14 protein-coding genes and 1 riboswitch are annotated in these 15,167 nt (G+C 67.0%); of the genes, 12 read left to right on the top strand and 2 right to left on the bottom strand.

What is annotated here, in order from left to right; genetic code table 11:
• Window positions 1–40: 40 nt before the first annotated feature.
• From lpxC to thiC, 10 genes are all read left to right on the top strand, one after another.
• Window positions 41–964 (top strand): UDP-3-O-acyl-N-acetylglucosamine deacetylase, encoded by a 924-nt coding sequence (lpxC, locus tag FK527_RS04345; RefSeq protein ID WP_144730273.1) that lies wholly within the window; start codon window positions 41–43, stop codon window positions 962–964.
• 169 nt (window positions 965–1,133) lie between these two features.
• Window positions 1,134–1,388 carry an RNA chaperone Hfq gene (hfq, locus tag FK527_RS04340; protein ID WP_144730270.1) on the top strand — a complete coding sequence of 85 codons (255 nt, stop codon included), beginning with the start codon at window positions 1,134–1,136 and terminating at the stop codon, window positions 1,386–1,388.
• A gap of 33 nt (window positions 1,389–1,421) precedes the next feature.
• On the top strand, window positions 1,422–2,603 hold the full coding sequence (gene hflX / locus FK527_RS04335) for a GTPase HflX (RefSeq protein ID WP_144730711.1): 1,182 nt from the start codon (window positions 1,422–1,424) through the stop codon (window positions 2,601–2,603).
• Between the two features lie 48 nt (window positions 2,604–2,651).
• Entirely contained in the window at window positions 2,652–4,016 is a 1,365-nt protein-coding gene (gene hflK / locus FK527_RS04330) for an FtsH protease activity modulator HflK (RefSeq protein WP_144730267.1), read from the top strand.
• Window positions 4,017–4,027: 11 nt separating this feature from the next.
• Entirely contained in the window at window positions 4,028–4,933 is a 906-nt protein-coding gene (hflC, locus tag FK527_RS04325; protein ID WP_144730263.1) for a protease modulator HflC, read from the top strand.
• A gap of 36 nt (window positions 4,934–4,969) precedes the next feature.
• Window positions 4,970–5,149 carry a DUF2065 domain-containing protein gene (locus FK527_RS04320; protein WP_144730260.1) on the top strand — a complete coding sequence of 60 codons (180 nt, stop codon included), beginning with the start codon at window positions 4,970–4,972 and terminating at the stop codon, window positions 5,147–5,149.
• 109 nt (window positions 5,150–5,258) lie between these two features.
• Window positions 5,259–6,446 (top strand): ATP phosphoribosyltransferase regulatory subunit, encoded by a 1,188-nt coding sequence (locus FK527_RS04315; RefSeq protein ID WP_144730257.1) that lies wholly within the window; start codon window positions 5,259–5,261, stop codon window positions 6,444–6,446.
• A gap of 12 nt (window positions 6,447–6,458) precedes the next feature.
• The gene (locus tag FK527_RS04310) at window positions 6,459–7,835 is read left to right on the top strand and encodes an adenylosuccinate synthase (RefSeq protein ID WP_144730254.1); all 1,377 of its coding nucleotides are present in this window, start codon (window positions 6,459–6,461) and stop codon (window positions 7,833–7,835) included.
• 35 nt (window positions 7,836–7,870) lie between these two features.
• The gene (locus FK527_RS04305; RefSeq protein WP_144730250.1) at window positions 7,871–8,395 is read left to right on the top strand and encodes a phosphoribosyltransferase; all 525 of its coding nucleotides are present in this window, start codon (window positions 7,871–7,873) and stop codon (window positions 8,393–8,395) included.
• Window positions 8,396–8,473: 78 nt separating this feature from the next.
• Window positions 8,474–8,594: riboswitch (TPP riboswitch) on the top strand.
• A gap of 77 nt (window positions 8,595–8,671) precedes the next feature.
• Entirely contained in the window at window positions 8,672–10,537 is a 1,866-nt protein-coding gene (gene thiC, locus FK527_RS04300) for a phosphomethylpyrimidine synthase ThiC (RefSeq protein WP_144730247.1), read from the top strand.
• A gap of 26 nt (window positions 10,538–10,563) precedes the next feature.
• Here thiC and FK527_RS04295 read toward each other — a convergent pair whose 3' ends face one another.
• Complete coding sequence (locus tag FK527_RS04295) at window positions 10,564–12,204, bottom strand: methyl-accepting chemotaxis protein (RefSeq protein ID WP_144730244.1); 1,641 nt, start codon at window positions 12,202–12,204, stop codon at window positions 10,564–10,566.
• Between the two features lie 175 nt (window positions 12,205–12,379).
• Window positions 12,380–12,688, bottom strand: a complete 309-nt coding sequence (locus FK527_RS04290; protein ID WP_144730241.1) for a YkgJ family cysteine cluster protein — start codon at window positions 12,686–12,688, stop codon at window positions 12,380–12,382.
• Between the two features lie 222 nt (window positions 12,689–12,910).
• Between FK527_RS04290 and FK527_RS04285 the strand changes: the two genes are divergently transcribed.
• Window positions 12,911–13,237, top strand: a complete 327-nt coding sequence (locus tag FK527_RS04285) for a FeoA family protein (protein ID WP_144730238.1) — start codon at window positions 12,911–12,913, stop codon at window positions 13,235–13,237.
• A complete protein-coding gene (feoB, locus tag FK527_RS04280; RefSeq protein ID WP_246072669.1) occupies window positions 13,234–15,153 on the top strand; it encodes a ferrous iron transport protein B in 1,920 nt (639 codons plus the stop codon). The genes FK527_RS04285 and feoB overlap by 4 nt, the downstream gene beginning before the upstream one ends.
• Window positions 15,154–15,167 lie beyond the last annotated feature (14 nt).

Raw genomic sequence — 15,167 nt, 5'->3', positions numbered from 1 at the left:
AGCGCAAGTGCGTGCTGTCATGGCGGCGTAAAATTGCGCCATGCTCCAGCAACGCACCCTCAAGACCCTGACCCGCGCCGTGGGCGTAGGCCTGCACAGCGGGCAGCGCGTGGAGCTCACGCTGCGTCCGGCTCCGCCCGATACGGGCATCGTGTTTCGCCGCATCGACCTGCCCGAGCCCGTGGACATTCCGGTCAGCGCCGAGGCCGTCACCGACACGCGCATGGCCTCGACCATAGGCAGCGGCCACGCCAAGGTGCACACCGTGGAGCACCTGATGTCGGCCTGCGCGGGCCTGGGGCTGGACAATCTTTACGTGGACATTACGGCCGAAGAGGTGCCCATCCTCGACGGCTCGGCCGCATCGTTCGTCTTTTTGCTGCAAAGTGCCGGCATCGTGCTGCAAAACGCACCGCGGCGCTTCATTCGTGTGCTGTGCCCCGTCGAAGTGCGCGAAGGCGAGGGCGTGCAGGCCAAATGGGCGCGCCTTGATCCCTACCACGGCTTCAAGCTCAGCTTCGAGATCGATTTCGACCACCCCGCCGTCGATGCCACGGGCCAGCGCGTCGAGTTCGACCTGGGCTCGGGCCGCTACAGCCGCGACATCGCACGCGCGCGCACCTTCGGCTTCACGCGCGACGTCGAGATGATGCGCGCCAACGGCCTCGCGCTGGGCGGCGGCCTGGACAACGCCATCGTCATGGACGACTACAAGGTGCTCAACAGCGAGGGCCTGCGCTACGACGACGAATTCGTCAAGCACAAGATCCTCGACGCCATGGGCGACCTGTATCTGCTGGGCAAGCCGCTGCTCGCGGCCTACAGCGCATTCCGCTCGGGTCATGCGCTCAACAACCAGTTGCTGCGCGCGCTGCTGGCCGAGCGCAGCGCGTGGGAGCTCGTGAGCTTCGATGACGAGCGCGAGGCGCCGCGCGGCTTCGCGCAGCCGGTGCCGGCGTGGTGAGCGGCGCCCGGACTGTTCAGAACAAATGACGCTACATGCTTGAAAGGCAGTCTGCTGCCCCCATGTGGTGTTTTCTTTGCCGTTCGGCCGATGCGTCGCACGGTCTCTAAGGGTTTAGGCGCTGTGGTAAGGTGCCGGTTTACAACAATAGTTGAACACGGAGAATATCGTGAGCAATAAAGGTCAGCTTCTTCAAGACCCCTTCCTCAACGCCTTGCGCCGCGAGCATGTGCCCGTATCGATCTACCTGGTCAACGGCATCAAGTTGCAGGGGCAGATCGAATCCTTCGATCAATACGTGGTGCTGCTGCGCAACACCTTGACCCAGATGGTCTACAAACATGCCATCTCCACCATCGTTCCAAGCCGCCCGGTGAATTTTTCGCTCGCCGAGACTGCCGACGCCGAAGGGGGCGGTCACTGATTGACCGAAGCATCTCTCGCTGAAAAACCGGCCGTGCGCGGCGCTGCTGCGGCGGCGCCAGCAGCCCTTGCGCCGGTACTGCTGGTGGGCGTGGACTTCGGTCTGCCGCATTTCGATCACAAGCTCGAAGAATTGGGCCTGCTCGCAGAAACCGCGGGCATGCAGCCCGTGGCGCGCCTCACCTGCAAACGCAAGGCGCCCGACGCCGCGCTCTTCGTGGGCAGCGGCAAGGCCGAAGAAATCCGCACGCTCGCACACATGTACGGCGCCGCGGAGGTGCTGTTCGACCAGTCGCTGAGCCCGGCGCAGCAGCGCAACCTGGAGCAGCACCTGGGGCTGCCCGTGAACGACCGCACGCTGCTGATCCTCGAAATCTTCGCGCAGCGCGCGCGCAGCCACGAGGGCAAGCTGCAGGTCGAACTCGCGCGCCTGCAGTACCTGAGCACGCGGCTCGTGCGGCGCTGGTCGCACCTGGAGCGCCAGCGCGGCGGCATAGGCGCGCGCGGCGGCCCGGGCGAGACGCAGATCGAGCTCGACCGGCGCATGATCGGCCAGGCCATTTTGCGCACCAAGGAGCGCTTGGCCAAGGTCAAGCGCCAGCGCGCCACGCAGCGGCGCCAGCGCGCACGGCGCGACACCTTCAATATCTCGCTCGTGGGCTACACCAACGCGGGCAAGTCCACGCTGTTCAATGCGCTCGTGAAGGCGCAGGCCTATGCGGCCAACCAGCTGTTCGCGACGCTGGACACCACGACGCGCCAGCTCTACCTTGCGGACGCGCAGCGCTCGGTGTCGCTGTCGGACACGGTGGGCTTCATCCGCGACTTGCCGCACGGCCTGGTCGATGCCTTCGAGGCCACGCTGCAGGAGGCCGTCGATGCCGACCTGCTGCTGCACGTGGTCGATGCCGCAAACCCGCATTTCCCCGAGCAGATCGCGCAGGTGGAGCGCGTGCTCGCCGAAATCGGCGCCGCGCAGGTGCCGCAGCTGCTGGTCTTCAACAAGCTCGACGCCCTGGCTCCAGAGCAGCGGCCCGCCGCGCTGCAGGATGTCTATGAGCGCGTGGGCCAGCCCGTGGAGCGCATTTTCGTGAGCGCGCGCACAGGCGAGGGGTTGGAGCTGCTGCGCGCGCAACTGGCGCGCACGGTGCTTGCTGCCGGCGCGCCGGGCAGCGAAGGGCCAGAGCCCCCAGATACCGCAGGTGAATGCCCCTGATTGGGCACAATGCCGGCCGATGTCATCCAAGAAGCAGAGATTTTGCGCATGAACTTCCGAGACTCAGCCCCGGCTTTGTGGTTCCGGCTGCGGGGTATGTTCAATTTGAATGATCCCCGTTGGGGCCGCGGCGACGACAAGCCGCAGGACGGCAACCGCCCCGACGCCGAGCGCCCGCCCACGCCGCCGGGGCGCGGCCAGGGGCCGGGCCAGCCGCCCGATCTCGACGAGCTCTGGCGCGACCTCAACCGCAAGCTCGGCAACCTGTTCGGCGGGCGCGGCGGCGCCGGCGGCAATGGCAAGGGGCCGGGGCGCCCGGGGGGCGGCCTCAGGCCTGACGGCAAGAGCGCGGGCCTGGGCCTTGGGCTGATTGCGGGCATCGTGTTCGTGATCTGGCTGGGCTCGGGTTTTTTCATCGTGCAAGAGGGCCAGCAGGCCGTCATCACGCGCTTTGGTAAATACCAGAGCACGGTTGGTGCAGGCTTCAACTGGCGTCTGCCCTATCCGATCGAGCGCCACGAAACCGTGTTCGTGACGCAGATGCGTTCCGTCGACGTGGGGCGCGACTCGGTCATCAAGAGCACGGGCCTGCGCGACTCTGCCATGCTGACCGAAGACGAGAACATCGTCGAAATCAAGTTCGCCGTGCAATACCGCCTCAACGATGCCCGTGCCTGGCTGTTCGAGAGCCGCAGCCCGGCTGACGCCGTGGTGCAGGCCGCCGAGACGGCCGTGCGTGAAGTCGTGGGCAAGCTGCGCATGGACGCGGCGCTCTCGGAAGAGCGCGACCAGATCGCGCCGCGTGTGCGCAGTCTGATGCAGACCATTCTCGACCGCTACAAGATCGGCGTGGAAGTGGTAGCGGTGAACCTGCAGCAAGGTGGTGTACGCCCGCCCGAGCAGGTGCAGGCGGCGTTCGACGACGTGCTCAAGGCCGGCCAGGAGCGCGAGCGCACCAAAAACGAGGCCCAGGCCTACGCCAACGACGTGGTGCCGCGCGCCGTCGGCACGGCCTCGCGCCTCAAGGAGGAGGCGCAGGGCTACAAGGCGCGCATCGTCGCCCAGGCGCAGGGCGATGCGCAGCGTTTTTCCTCCGTGCTCACCGAGTACCAGCGTGCGCCCCAGGTCACGCGCGATCGCCTGTATCTCGAAGCGATGCAGCAAATTTACGGCAACGTGACCAAGGTGCTGGTCGATGCGCGCCAGGGCTCGAACCTGCTGTACCTGCCGCTCGACAAGCTGCTGCAAAGCACGACTCAGCCTGCGCAGGCGGCCGAGGCGCCTGCGAGCGCGGCAGCCAATCCCGCTGCGGGTTCAGCGCCCGCCACAGGGCCGGCGCCGGCCGCCAATTTCCCGAATGACAACAGCCGCGCGCGTGACTTCGGCCGCACGCGCGAGCGCGAATCCCGCTAGGAGCCGTCCCCGTGAACAGAGTCGGATTTATCGCTGCGAGCGCCCTGATCGTGCTCGTTTTGCTGAGCTCCATGTTTTTCGTCGTGGACCAGCGCCAGTTCGGCATGGTGTATGCGTTAGGTCAGATCAAGGAGGTGATCACCGAGCCTGGCCTGCATTTCAAGCTGCCGCCGCCTTTCCAGAATGTTTCCTACCTCGACAAGCGCCTGCTCACGCTCGACAGCATGGACACCGAGCCCATGCTCACGGCGGAAAAACAGCGCGTGGTGATCGACTGGTATGTGCGCTGGCGCGTCTCCGAACCCACCGACTACATCCGCAACGTGGGCCTCGACGAAAACGCCGGCGCCCTGCAGCTCAACCGCGTGGTGCGCAACGCCTTTCAGGAAGAGATCAACAAACGCACCGTGAAGGAACTGCTCTCGCTGCAGCGCGAGGCGCTGATGGCCGACGTGAAGAAAGAAGTGCTCGAGGCCGTGCGCGGCGCCAAGCCCTGGGGCATAGACGTGGTCGATGTGCGCATCACACGGGTCGATTACGTGGAGGCGATCACCGAATCGGTGTATCGGCGCATGGAAGCGGAACGCAAGCGCGTGGCGAACGAATTGCGATCCACGGGCGCGGCCGAGGGCGAAAAAATCCGCGCCGACGCCGACCGGCAGCGAGAAATCACCATTGCCGGCGCCTACCGCGACGCGCAGAAAATCAAGGGCGAGGGCGACGCCGAGGCCGCGCGCATCTACGCCGAGGCGTTCGGCCGCGACCCGCAGTTCGCACAGTTCTACCGCAGCCTGGAGGCGTACAAGGCGAGCTTCCACAACAAGAGCGACGTGCTCGTGCTCGACCCTGCCGCGTCCGACTTCTTCAAGGTCATGCGCGGCGGTGCAGGCGCCGTGGCCGCGCCCGCACGCAAGTGAGTGTGGGTTCGGTAGCCTTCGCTGGATCGGTGCAGCATGTCGGATTCGCTCTGGACGGCCTTCGCGCTGGTGTTGGTGATCGAAGGGCTGCTGCCTTTTGTCTCGCCAGCTGCCTGGCGGCGGGTATTTCAGCAGGTGCTGGCCTTGCGCGACGGGCAGATCCGCTTTTTCGGCCTACTCAGCATTTTGCTGGGCCTGGCCTTGCTGGCGCTCTGAAAACCTGTAGCGTACATGCAGCATGGAGACGGCAGTCACACGGCGTTCACATGAGCGCTCCACGTATCGCCTGCCGGTAGAATCCCTTTTTTAACCAAGTCCCCTTCCCATGTCCGCCTGGCTGTTGCCGGATCACATTGCCGACGTCCTGCCCTCCGAAGCCCGGCACATCGAAGAGTTGCGCCGCGACCTGCTCGACACTGCGCGCAGCTACGGCTACGAGCTCGTCATCCCGCCGCTGGTGGAGCACCTCGACTCTTTGCTCACGGGCACGGGCGAGGAGCTCGGCCTGCAAACCTTCAAGCTCGTCGATCAGCTCTCGGGCCGCAGCCTGGGCGTGCGTGCCGACACCACGCCGCAGGTCGCGCGCATCGATGCGCACCTGCTCAACCGCCTTGGCGTCACGCGCCTGTGCTACTGCGGCCCGGTGCTGCACACACGCCCCGACAAGCCGCACGCGACGCGCGAGCCGCTGCAGTTCGGTGCCGAAATCTACGGCCACGCAGGCAAGGAGGCCGACCTCGAGGCGCTGCAACTGGCGCTCGCATGCCTGCGCGTGGCGCAGGTGAAAGCGCTGCAGATCGATTTGGCCGATGTGCGCATCGTGCACAGCCTGCTCGCGGGCGTGCCGCATGATGCCGCGCTGCTGCAAAGAATCCATGCCGCGCTTGCCGCCAAAGATGCCGCTGAACTAGCTGCACTCACGCGCGACTTTCCGCCCCGCTCGCGCGAAGGGCTGCGCGCGCTGCCGCAGCTGTACGGTGATGCCACCGTGCTGATTGAGGCAGAAAAAGCCTTGCAAGGCGCACCAGGGCTGCATAATCTGCTATCAGATTTGCGCTGGCTGGGCGAGCGCCTGCACGGTGTGCGCGTGAGCTACGACCTCGCCGACCTGCGCGGCTACGCCTACTACAGCGGCGTGCGCTTCGGCATCTATGCGCCCGGCGCGAGCGACGCGCTGGTGCGCGGCGGGCGCTACGACGAGGTGGGCGCGGTGTTCGGGCGCAACCGGCCCGCCGTGGGCTTCAGCCTGGATGTGAAGCAACTCGTCGCCGTCGTGCCGCCGCGCGCGCCCAAGGCGGCCATACGCGCGCCCTGGGACGAGTCGCACGACGTGCACGCCGCGATCGCGGCCCTGCGCCAGGCGGGCGAAACCGTGGTTTGCGTGCTGCCCGGGCACGAGAGCGAGGTCGATGAATTCCACTGCGACCGCGAACTGGTGCACGTGGCCGGCGCATGGCGCGTGCAAACCCTGGGCCCGGCAGCGCCGGCTGACAGTGGCTCCCTCAAGAACTGAATCGGGTTGGAAATGAAAGCAAGCAAAGGCCGCAACGTGGTCGTGGTCGGCACCCAGTGGGGTGACGAGGGCAAGGGCAAGCTGGTCGATTGGCTCACCGAGAGCGCGCAGGGTGTGGTGCGCTTTCAGGGCGGGCACAACGCCGGGCACACGCTGGTGATCGGCGGCGTGAAAACAGCGCTGCACCTGATCCCCAGCGGCATCATGCGCCCAGGGGTCCAGTGCTACATCGGCAATGGCGTGGTGCTCTCGGTGGGCAAGCTGCTCGAAGAAATCGTGGGGCTGGAGCGCGCCGGCGTCGAAGTGCGCTCGCGCCTGCGCGTGAGCGAGGCCTGCCCTTTGATTTTGCCTTTCCACGTGGCACTCGACATGGCCCGCGAGGCCGCACGTGAGCAGGGCGGCAGCGAAAAAATCGGCACCACGGGCCGCGGCATAGGCCCTGCGTACGAGGACAAGGTCGCGCGCCGCGCGCTGCGCGTGCAAGACCTGCGCCACCCTGAGCGCTTTGCCGCCCGGCTGCGCGAATTGCTCGCGCTGCACAACCATGTGCTGACGAGCTTCCTCGGTTCGCGCAACTTCGACTTCGGCCCTGGCCTGCAGCCGTACATGCAGGAAGGCGCGGTGCAGTTCGATGCCGTCTATGAAGAGGCCATGCAGCATGCCGCGCTGCTCGCGCCCATGATGGCCGACGTCTCGCGCGAGCTCAACGATGCACATGCAGCCGGTGCCAATCTGCTGTTCGAGGGCGCGCAGGGCACGCTGCTCGACGTCGATCACGGCACCTACCCTTACGTCACCTCGAGCAACTGCGTCGCGGGCAACGCCGCAGCGGGCGCGGGCGTGGGGCCGGGGCTGCTGCATTACGTGCTCGGCATCACCAAGGCATACTGCACGCGCGTGGGTGGCGGCCCCTTCCCGACCGAGCTCGACTGGCAGACCCCCGGCACGCCGGGCTACCACATGAGCACCGTGGGCGCCGAAAAAGGCGTCACCACTGGGCGCAGCCGGCGCTGCGGCTGGTTCGATGCGGCGCTGCTCAAGCGCAGCGCGCAGGTCAACGGCCTCTCGGGCCTGTGCATCACCAAGCTCGACGTGCTCGACGGCCTGCCCGAGCTCATGCTGTGCACCGGCTACGAGCTCGACGGGCAGCAGATCGACATGCTGCCGCTGGGCGCGGACGAGATCGCGCGCTGCATTCCGCGCTACGAGCGCATGCCGGGCTGGAGCGAATCCACCGTGGGCGTGACCGAATACGCCAGGCTGCCTGCGGCGGCGCGGCGCTACCTCGAGCGCATCGTCGAGGTCACGGGCGTGCCGATCGCGATGATTTCCACAAGCCCCGACCGCGACCACACCATCCTCATGCAGCATCCGTTCGCGGCGCGCTGAGCCACATTGCAAGCCTTTCGCCCCGGAGTTTTCACATGCTGACCGAAGACGGCAAGCACCTGTACGTGAGCTACGACGAGTACCACGGTCTCATCGAAAAGCTCGCGCTCAAGATTTACCAGTCGGGCTGGGAGTTCGACACCATCTTGTGCCTCGCACGCGGTGGGCTGCGCCCGGGCGACATCCTGAGCCGCATCTTCGACAGGCCGTTGGCCATCATGTCCACGAGCTCCTACCGTGCCGAGGCCGGCACGGTGCAGGGGCACCTCGACATCGCACGCTACATCACCACGCCGCAGGGCGAAATCGCCGGGCGCGTGCTGCTCGTCGATGATCTGGCCGACTCCGGCCAGACGCTCGCGGCCGTGATGGCGCGGCTCAAGCTGAACTACCAGCCCATCACCGAGCTGCGCAGCGCCGTCATCTGGACCAAGGGCTTGTCCAAATTCACGCCCGATTATTCGGTCGAATTCCTGCCCACCAACCCTTGGATTCACCAGCCTTTCGAGGCCTACGACAGCATGGGGCCCGAAAAGCTGCTCGAAAAATGGCAGGTGTGAGCCCAGCAGGGTTGCGCCCAGCAAGTGTGTCCCATCCTGCGCGCGCCCACACATAAAAATCTGTCGCGGCCTATACTTGCCTTTGCTCCGGGGTGTGCTGACGCGCTGAGATGCGGGCGGTTTGCGCTGCAAGCCGACCTGCGAACCCGACGAACTTGATCCGGTTCATACCGGCGGAAGAAGAGCCCGGTTTTCCGTCCCGCTGCACCTGTGCAAGTTGGATGGCCGCAGGTTCACTCGGAGCAGCCCGTCCCACCGGAACCAGGAGACCTGCCCATGAACGCCCCCGACGCCCTCGCGCGCGAAAAATTCACCGAGCTACTTGCACTCACGCGCGCCCCCTTCCCGGCCTCGTGCAAAGCCTATTTGCCCGGCCAGATGCACCCCGACCTGCGTGTGCCCGTGCGCGACATCACGCTCACCAACGGCGAGCAGGTCAGCGTCTATGACACCTCCGGCCCCTACACCGACCACGATGTGGTGATCGACGTGCGCCGGGGTCTGCCCGGCGTGCGCAGCGCCTGGATCGCCGCACGCGGCGACACGGAGCCCTACGCGGGTCGCCCGCCCGCGGCGCTCGACGACGGGCAAAAGAGCGAGGACGCCGAGCGCCTCGCGCAACTGCGTGCCGAATCGGCCGGCCTGCAGCGCCAGCCGCTGCGCGCGCGCAGCGGGCACAACGTCACGCAGATGCACTACGCGCGCCGCGGCATCGTCACGCCCGAGATGGAATACGTGGCCATCCGCGAAAACGGCCGCCGCGCCTGGATGCAGCAGTACCTGCAAGACGCCGCGCGCGAGCAGCGCCTGCGCGGCAACCCGCTGGGCGCGAGCATCCCCGAGCGCATCACGCCCGAATTCGTGCGCGACGAAGTGGCGCGCGGCCGCGCCATCATCCCGGCCAACATCAACCACCCCGAAATCGAGCCCATGGCGATTGGGCGCAACTTTCTCGTCAAGATCAACGCCAACATCGGCAATTCGGCCGTGACCTCGGGCATAGAAGAAGAGGTCGAAAAGCTCGTCTGGGCGATCCGCTGGGGCGCGGATACGGTGATGGACCTGTCCACGGGCAAAAACATCCACACCACGCGCGACTGGATCATCCGCAACAGCCCCGTGCCTATCGGCACCGTGCCGATTTACCAGGCGCTCGAAAAGGTTGGCGGCGTGGCTGAAGACCTGAGCTGGGAGATCTTCCGCGACACGCTGATCGAGCAGGCCGAGCAAGGGGTCGATTACTTCACCATCCACGCGGGCGTGCGCCTGGCCTACATCCCGCTCACGGCCGGGCGGCGCACCGGCATCGTCTCGCGCGGCGGCTCCATCATGGCCAAGTGGTGCCTCACGCACCACCGTGAGAGCTTTTTGTACGAGCACTTCGAGGACATCTGCGACATCATGAAGCAGTACGACGTGGCCTTCAGCCTGGGCGATGGCCTGCGCCCCGGCTGCGCCTCGGATGCGAACGACGAAGCCCAGTTTGCCGAGCTGCACACCTTGGGCGAGCTCACGCAAATCGCCTGGAAGCACGACGTGCAGACCATGATCGAAGGCCCGGGCCACGTGCCCATGCACATGATCCAGGCGAACATGGCCGAGCAGCTCAAGCACTGCCATGAGGCGCCGTTTTACACCCTGGGCCCGCTGACCATAGACATCGCGCCCGGCTACGACCATATCGCCTCGGCGATAGGCGCGGCCATGATCGGCTGGATGGGCACGGCCATGCTGTGCTACGTCACGCCCAAAGAGCACCTGGGCCTGCCCGACCGCGACGACGTCAAGCAGGGCATCATTGCCTACAAAATCGCCGCACACGCGGCCGACGTGGCCAAGGGCCACCCGGGCGCGCGCGCGCGTGACGACGCACTGAGCCAGGCGCGTTTCGAGTTTCGCTGGCAAGACCAGTTCAACCTCGGGCTTGACCCCGAAACCGCGCGCGAATTCCACGACGAAACCCTGCCCAAGGATGCGTCCAAGGTCGCGCACTTTTGCTCCATGTGCGGCCCCAAGTTCTGCTCGATGAAGATCACGCAGGAAGTGCGCGACTTTGCCGCCAAGGGCTTGCAGGAAAAGGCAGTGGAATTTCGCAGCGCCGGCGGCGAGCTCTACGTGCCGCGCACGCCGGCCCAAGACTGAGGGCCGATACTGAGGTTTTCGTGGCTTCAAGCCCCGGCCAGTCGCAATGCTTGGCGTGGGGCGATTTGCGCCGGCGGTGTATGTTCTTCGAACGGCACCCCCGGCAGCACGAAGCGGCTGATCAGGCCCGCGAGCTCCTGCGCCTGACCGTGCAGGCTGGCGGCGGCAGCGGCGGATTCTTCGACCAGCGCGGAGTTCTGCTGCGTCATGCGGTCCAGCTGCGCCACGGCGCTGTGGATCTGGCCGATGTCGTGGTGCTGGGCCTGCGTGCCGGCGTTGATTTCGGCCATCACCGTTGCGGCCTGCTCGATCGCGCCGACGATGCGCTGCATGGCGCTGCCCGCGGCGGCGGCGAGCTCTGAGCCCGCCTGCACGCGCTCGGTCGAGCTGCCGATCAAGGCTTTGATCTCACGTGCGGCCTCGGCCGAGCGCGTGGCCAGCTGGCGCACTTCCGTTGCCACCACGGCAAAGCCGCGGCCATGCTCGCCGGCGCGCGCGGCTTCCACGGCTGCGTTGAGCGCGAGGATGTTGGTCTGGAAGGCAATGCCGTCGATCACGCCGGTGATTTCTGCGATCTTGCCCGAAGCCTGGTGGATGCCCTGCATCGTGGCCACCATTTGCGTGACCACACCGCCGCCTTGCCGGGCTTCGGCGGCGGCGTGGCTCGCCATTTCCTGCGCGTGCTCGGCGGCGGCCGCCGCCTGCGTGACGCGCGCCGTCAGGTGTTCGAGCGCTGCCGCGGTCTGCTGCAGGCTCGCCGCCGCCGCTTCGGTGCGGCTGGAGAGATCGGCGTTGCCGCTGGCGATTTCCGAAGACGCCGTGCGTATGTTCTGCGCTGACTGGCGCACCTGCGTGACCAGTGCGCGCAAGGCGTCCTGCATCACGGCGAGCGCGCCCAGCATGCGCCCGGCCTCGTCGTGCTCATGGCCGGTGATTTCGTGGCCCAGGTCGAGCCGGGCCACGCGCTCGGCCGTGGCGCCCGCGAGCGCAATGGGGAGCGTGATGCGGCGCACCAGCCACAGTGCGAGCAGGCCGCCGAGCAGCAGCGCGAGCGCGCTGAAGGCGAACAAGGCGGTGCGCGCCAGCGCGCTCAGGCGATCGACCTCTGCGGCGGCGCTGTCGATGGCCTGGCGTTGCGCCTTGCTCAGCGTTTCGAGCGCGCTCAGCAAGGCGTGCGACGCGGGCACAAAGCGCTCGCCATACACCTTGCGTATGCGCTCGGTGAAGTTCGAGTCGCGTGCTGCCACGAGTTCGGCGCGCGCCTGGGCAAAATTCTTGCCCGCGGCTTCGATGCGCGCGAGCAGCGCGCGCTCGTCGGCGCTTTGCAGGCGCTGGCCCAACTGCTTCGTGAGCGCGTCGTACTGCTGCTGCGTGCCGGCGATGTCCGCGCCCAGCACGTCGCTGACCTCGGGCTCGGAGCTCAGGGAGATGGCCTTGTAGCGCTCGGCGTTGATGGCCTGCAAACGGAAGGCATCGGCCACCAGGCGCTCGTTGCCAATGTTGTAGCTCACCATGTGCTCGGTGGCGCTGCGGATCTGCCACAGCGACCAGATGCCTATGGCCGTGCCCATCAGCGCCAGCAGCAGCACCGCGGCAAAGGCCCACAGCAGCCGTCGGGCCAGGCGGCCTCTGGGTTTTGCGGGTGCGGGGGGAGATTCATTTTGCATAGCAGATAGCGCAGGATGGATGCCGATTTTGCGCCAAAAAGGCTTGAAAAATCGGAAAAGCATAGCAACCCGGCGGCAGCTCATCACGCCGAGCGCATGGCCGCGCATTGTGTCGGGCGTTTGTGACAAAGTGTTTACGTGCGTGCGCCGAGGCATTCTCCGCAGCGCCGGCGCTTTAGTCGGGCAGTGGTGCAAGGCCGTGGCGCAGACGCGCCCGGGCGCAGGCGGGGCTGCCAGCCTCGAACTCGTGACACGGCGCGGGGCGCCATTCATAGATGCCGCAGTGCGTTTGCACGCCGACGCTGCCGCAAAGTGCGGCGCAGCGCACGGGGACATGGTCGGTGCCGCGCATGCGGCAGGTGTTGCCGTTGACCTCCACCGCCAGGCCATCGGGTACCGTACCGCCTCGGGATTGCAGTTCGTGCGCGGCAAAATCCACGCGCAAGCTCGCGCAGCAGGCGCCGCAGTGCAGGCAGGGGTTCATGGGGCAGTGATGGATGGGGGCTGAGATTGTGCAACGATTGAGGGCTTGGGCGAAACACGGCCACGACCTACGCAAATCGGGGTTGGGCAAAGAGTTCGCAGCATGGCAACACACCTCGCTGCATCCTTGTTTGCGTAAGTCCAGAGGGCGAAATAGACCGAAACAGACCACTGTCTGTGGTGCTAGAATGAGAATAAATATCATTTGTCGATTGACCGTGCCATGACCTCGCCGAAGCAAAGCCTTGCTGCACCGCTCTCCGTTGCTGCGCGTGACGGTGTCGCCTTGTGCGAGGCCGTGGGCCTGGACGCGCTCGCCCAAGGGGTGTGCGCCGAAGTCGTGGCGCTGCAGCCAGCGCGCGACGATGAGGAACGCGAGGTGCTGCTGCGCCTGATGGAACTCGGTTTCCTGCCCGGCGAGCCCGTGCGTGTGCTGGCGCGGGGTTTTCCGGGGGGTGATCCGCTGGCGGTGCGCGTGGGGCAGGCGACGTTCGCGCTGCGTCGCCCCGAGGCCGCGCTGGTGCGCGTGCGGCCGGAGGCAGCCCTGTGAACAGTGCCGCCACTTCCGCGCATGCCGCCCTGACCCAGGAAGCGCGCGACTTGCGCATCGCGCTGCTGGGCAACCCCAATTGCGGCAAGACGGCGCTGTTCAACCTGCTGACCGGCGCGCGCCAGAAGGTGGCGAATTACGCGGGCGTGACCGTGGAGCGCAAGGAAGGGCTGCTGCGCACGCCGGGTGGGCAGCGCGTGCAGGTGCTCGACCTTCCGGGCACCTACAGCCTCGAAGCGCACAGCCTCGACGAGGCCGTGACCTGCGACATCATCCTCGGGCGCCGCGCCGACGAGCCGCGCCCCGACCTGCTCGTGTGCGTGACCGACGCCACGCACCTGCGCCTGAACCTGCACCTGGTGCTCGAAGTGCGCGCGCTGGGGCTGCCTGCGGTGCTGGTGCTCAACATGAGCGACGTGGCGCAGCGCCAGGGCATAGCCATCGACCGCGAGGTGCTCGCGCGCGAGCTCGGCATGCCCGTGCTCGCGGCGGTGGGCGTGCGCCAGGACGGCGCGCGCGAGCTGCTGCAGTGGCTGGACACGGCTGCGCCACAGGCCATAGCGCCGCAGCCCGTGCCGCCGGTGCTCGCGGCCTTGCCCGCAGACCCGGCGCAGCGCGTGCTCGCCATGCACCAGGAGGTGCGGCGCATCCTCGCGCTGGCCGTGCGCGCGCCCGCGCAGACCTTGCAGATGGACGACCGCATAGACGCCGTGGTGCTGCACCCGCTGTGGGGCATGCTGCTGCTCGCAGTGACGCTGTTTTTGATGTTCCAGGCGGTGTTCAGCTGGGCGCAGTGGCCCATGGACGCGATCGAGGGCGGCGTGGCCTGGCTGGCCGACGCCGTGCGCGCGCACATGGCGCCCGGGCCCTTGCGCAGCCTGCTCGCCGACGGTGTGCTCAGCGGGGCGGGCAGCGTGCTGGTGTTTTTGCCGCAGATATTGATTTTATTCCTGTTCATCCTCGCGCTCGAGGATTCGGGCTACCTGCCGCGCGCGGCCTTTTTGCTGGATCGCCTGATGGGCAAGGTGGGGCTTTCGGGGCGCTCGTTCATTCCGCTGCTGTCGAGCTTTGCCTGCGCCGTGCCCGGCGTGATGGCGACGCGCTCGATCACGCACTGGCGCGACCGGCTCGTGACCATCATGATCGCGCCGCTCATGACCTGTTCGGCCCGGCTGCCGGTGTACGCGCTATTGATCGGCGCCTTCATCCCTGCGCGCAGTGTGGGCGGCATCTTCAACCTGCAGGGGCTGGTGCTGTTTGCGCTCTACGCGGGCGGCATCGTGAGCGCCATGGCCGTGGCGGCGCTCGCGCAGTGGGCTCGGCGCAACCCGCGGCCTACGCCTTTGCTGATGGAGCTGCCGGCCTACCGCTGGCCCAGCCTGCGCAGCCTGGCGTTCGGGCTGTACGAGCGCGCGCTGATCTTTCTGCGCCGCGTGGGCGGCATCATCCTGGCCGTGTCCATCCTGTTGTGGTTTCTCTCCTCGTACCCGGCGCCGCCCGCAGGGGCTGCCGGTGCGGCGATCGAATACAGCATCGCCGGGCGCATAGGCCGGCTGCTCGAGCCGCTCGTCGCGCCTATCGGTTTCAATTGGCAGATCGCCGTGGCGCTGGTGCCCGGCATGGCCGCGCGCGAGGTGGCGGTGAGCGCGCTCGGCACGGTGTACGCGCTCTCGGCCACGGGCGACGACGTGGCCGAGCAGCTGGGCCCGGTGCTCGCGCAGGATTGGTCGCTCGCCACGGCGCTCGCGCTGCTCGTGTGGTACGTGTTTGCGCCGCAGTGCATCTCCACGCTCGCGGCGGTGCGCCGCGAGACCAACGGCTGGCGCTATCCCTTGATCATGGCGGGCTACCTGTTTGCGCTCGCCTACGTGGCGAGCTTCCTCACGTACCGCATGGCGCTGGCCTTGGGAGGGTAGAGCATGTGGCAGCA

The sequence above is a fragment of the Extensimonas perlucida genome, from assembly GCF_007655255.1.
In the GTDB taxonomy this organism is placed as follows: Bacteria; Pseudomonadota; Gammaproteobacteria; order Burkholderiales; family Burkholderiaceae_C; genus Extensimonas; species Extensimonas perlucida.
This window is presented reverse-complemented; position numbering and strand designations above follow the sequence as displayed.

Excerpts from the sequence above, each read along its gene's own strand:
- lpxC (WP_144730273.1), top strand. The coding sequence starts at position 41 with ATGCTCCAGCAACGCACCCTCAAGACCCTGACCCGCGCCGTGGGCGTA.
- hflK (WP_144730267.1), top strand. The coding sequence starts at position 2,652 with ATGAACTTCCGAGACTCAGCCCCGGCTTTGTGGTTCCGGCTGCGGGGT.
- FK527_RS04320 (WP_144730260.1), top strand. The coding sequence starts at position 4,970 with ATGTCGGATTCGCTCTGGACGGCCTTCGCGCTGGTGTTGGTGATCGAA.
- FK527_RS04315 (WP_144730257.1), top strand. The coding sequence starts at position 5,259 with ATGTCCGCCTGGCTGTTGCCGGATCACATTGCCGACGTCCTGCCCTCC.
- FK527_RS04310 (WP_144730254.1), top strand. The coding sequence starts at position 6,459 with ATGAAAGCAAGCAAAGGCCGCAACGTGGTCGTGGTCGGCACCCAGTGG.
- FK527_RS04305 (WP_144730250.1), top strand. The coding sequence starts at position 7,871 with ATGCTGACCGAAGACGGCAAGCACCTGTACGTGAGCTACGACGAGTAC.
- thiC (WP_144730247.1), top strand. The coding sequence starts at position 8,672 with ATGAACGCCCCCGACGCCCTCGCGCGCGAAAAATTCACCGAGCTACTT.
- FK527_RS04295 (WP_144730244.1), bottom strand. The coding sequence starts at position 12,204 with ATGCAAAATGAATCTCCCCCCGCACCCGCAAAACCCAGAGGCCGCCTG.
- FK527_RS04290 (WP_144730241.1), bottom strand. The coding sequence starts at position 12,688 with ATGAACCCCTGCCTGCACTGCGGCGCCTGCTGCGCGAGCTTGCGCGTG.
- FK527_RS04285 (WP_144730238.1), top strand. The coding sequence starts at position 12,911 with ATGACCTCGCCGAAGCAAAGCCTTGCTGCACCGCTCTCCGTTGCTGCG.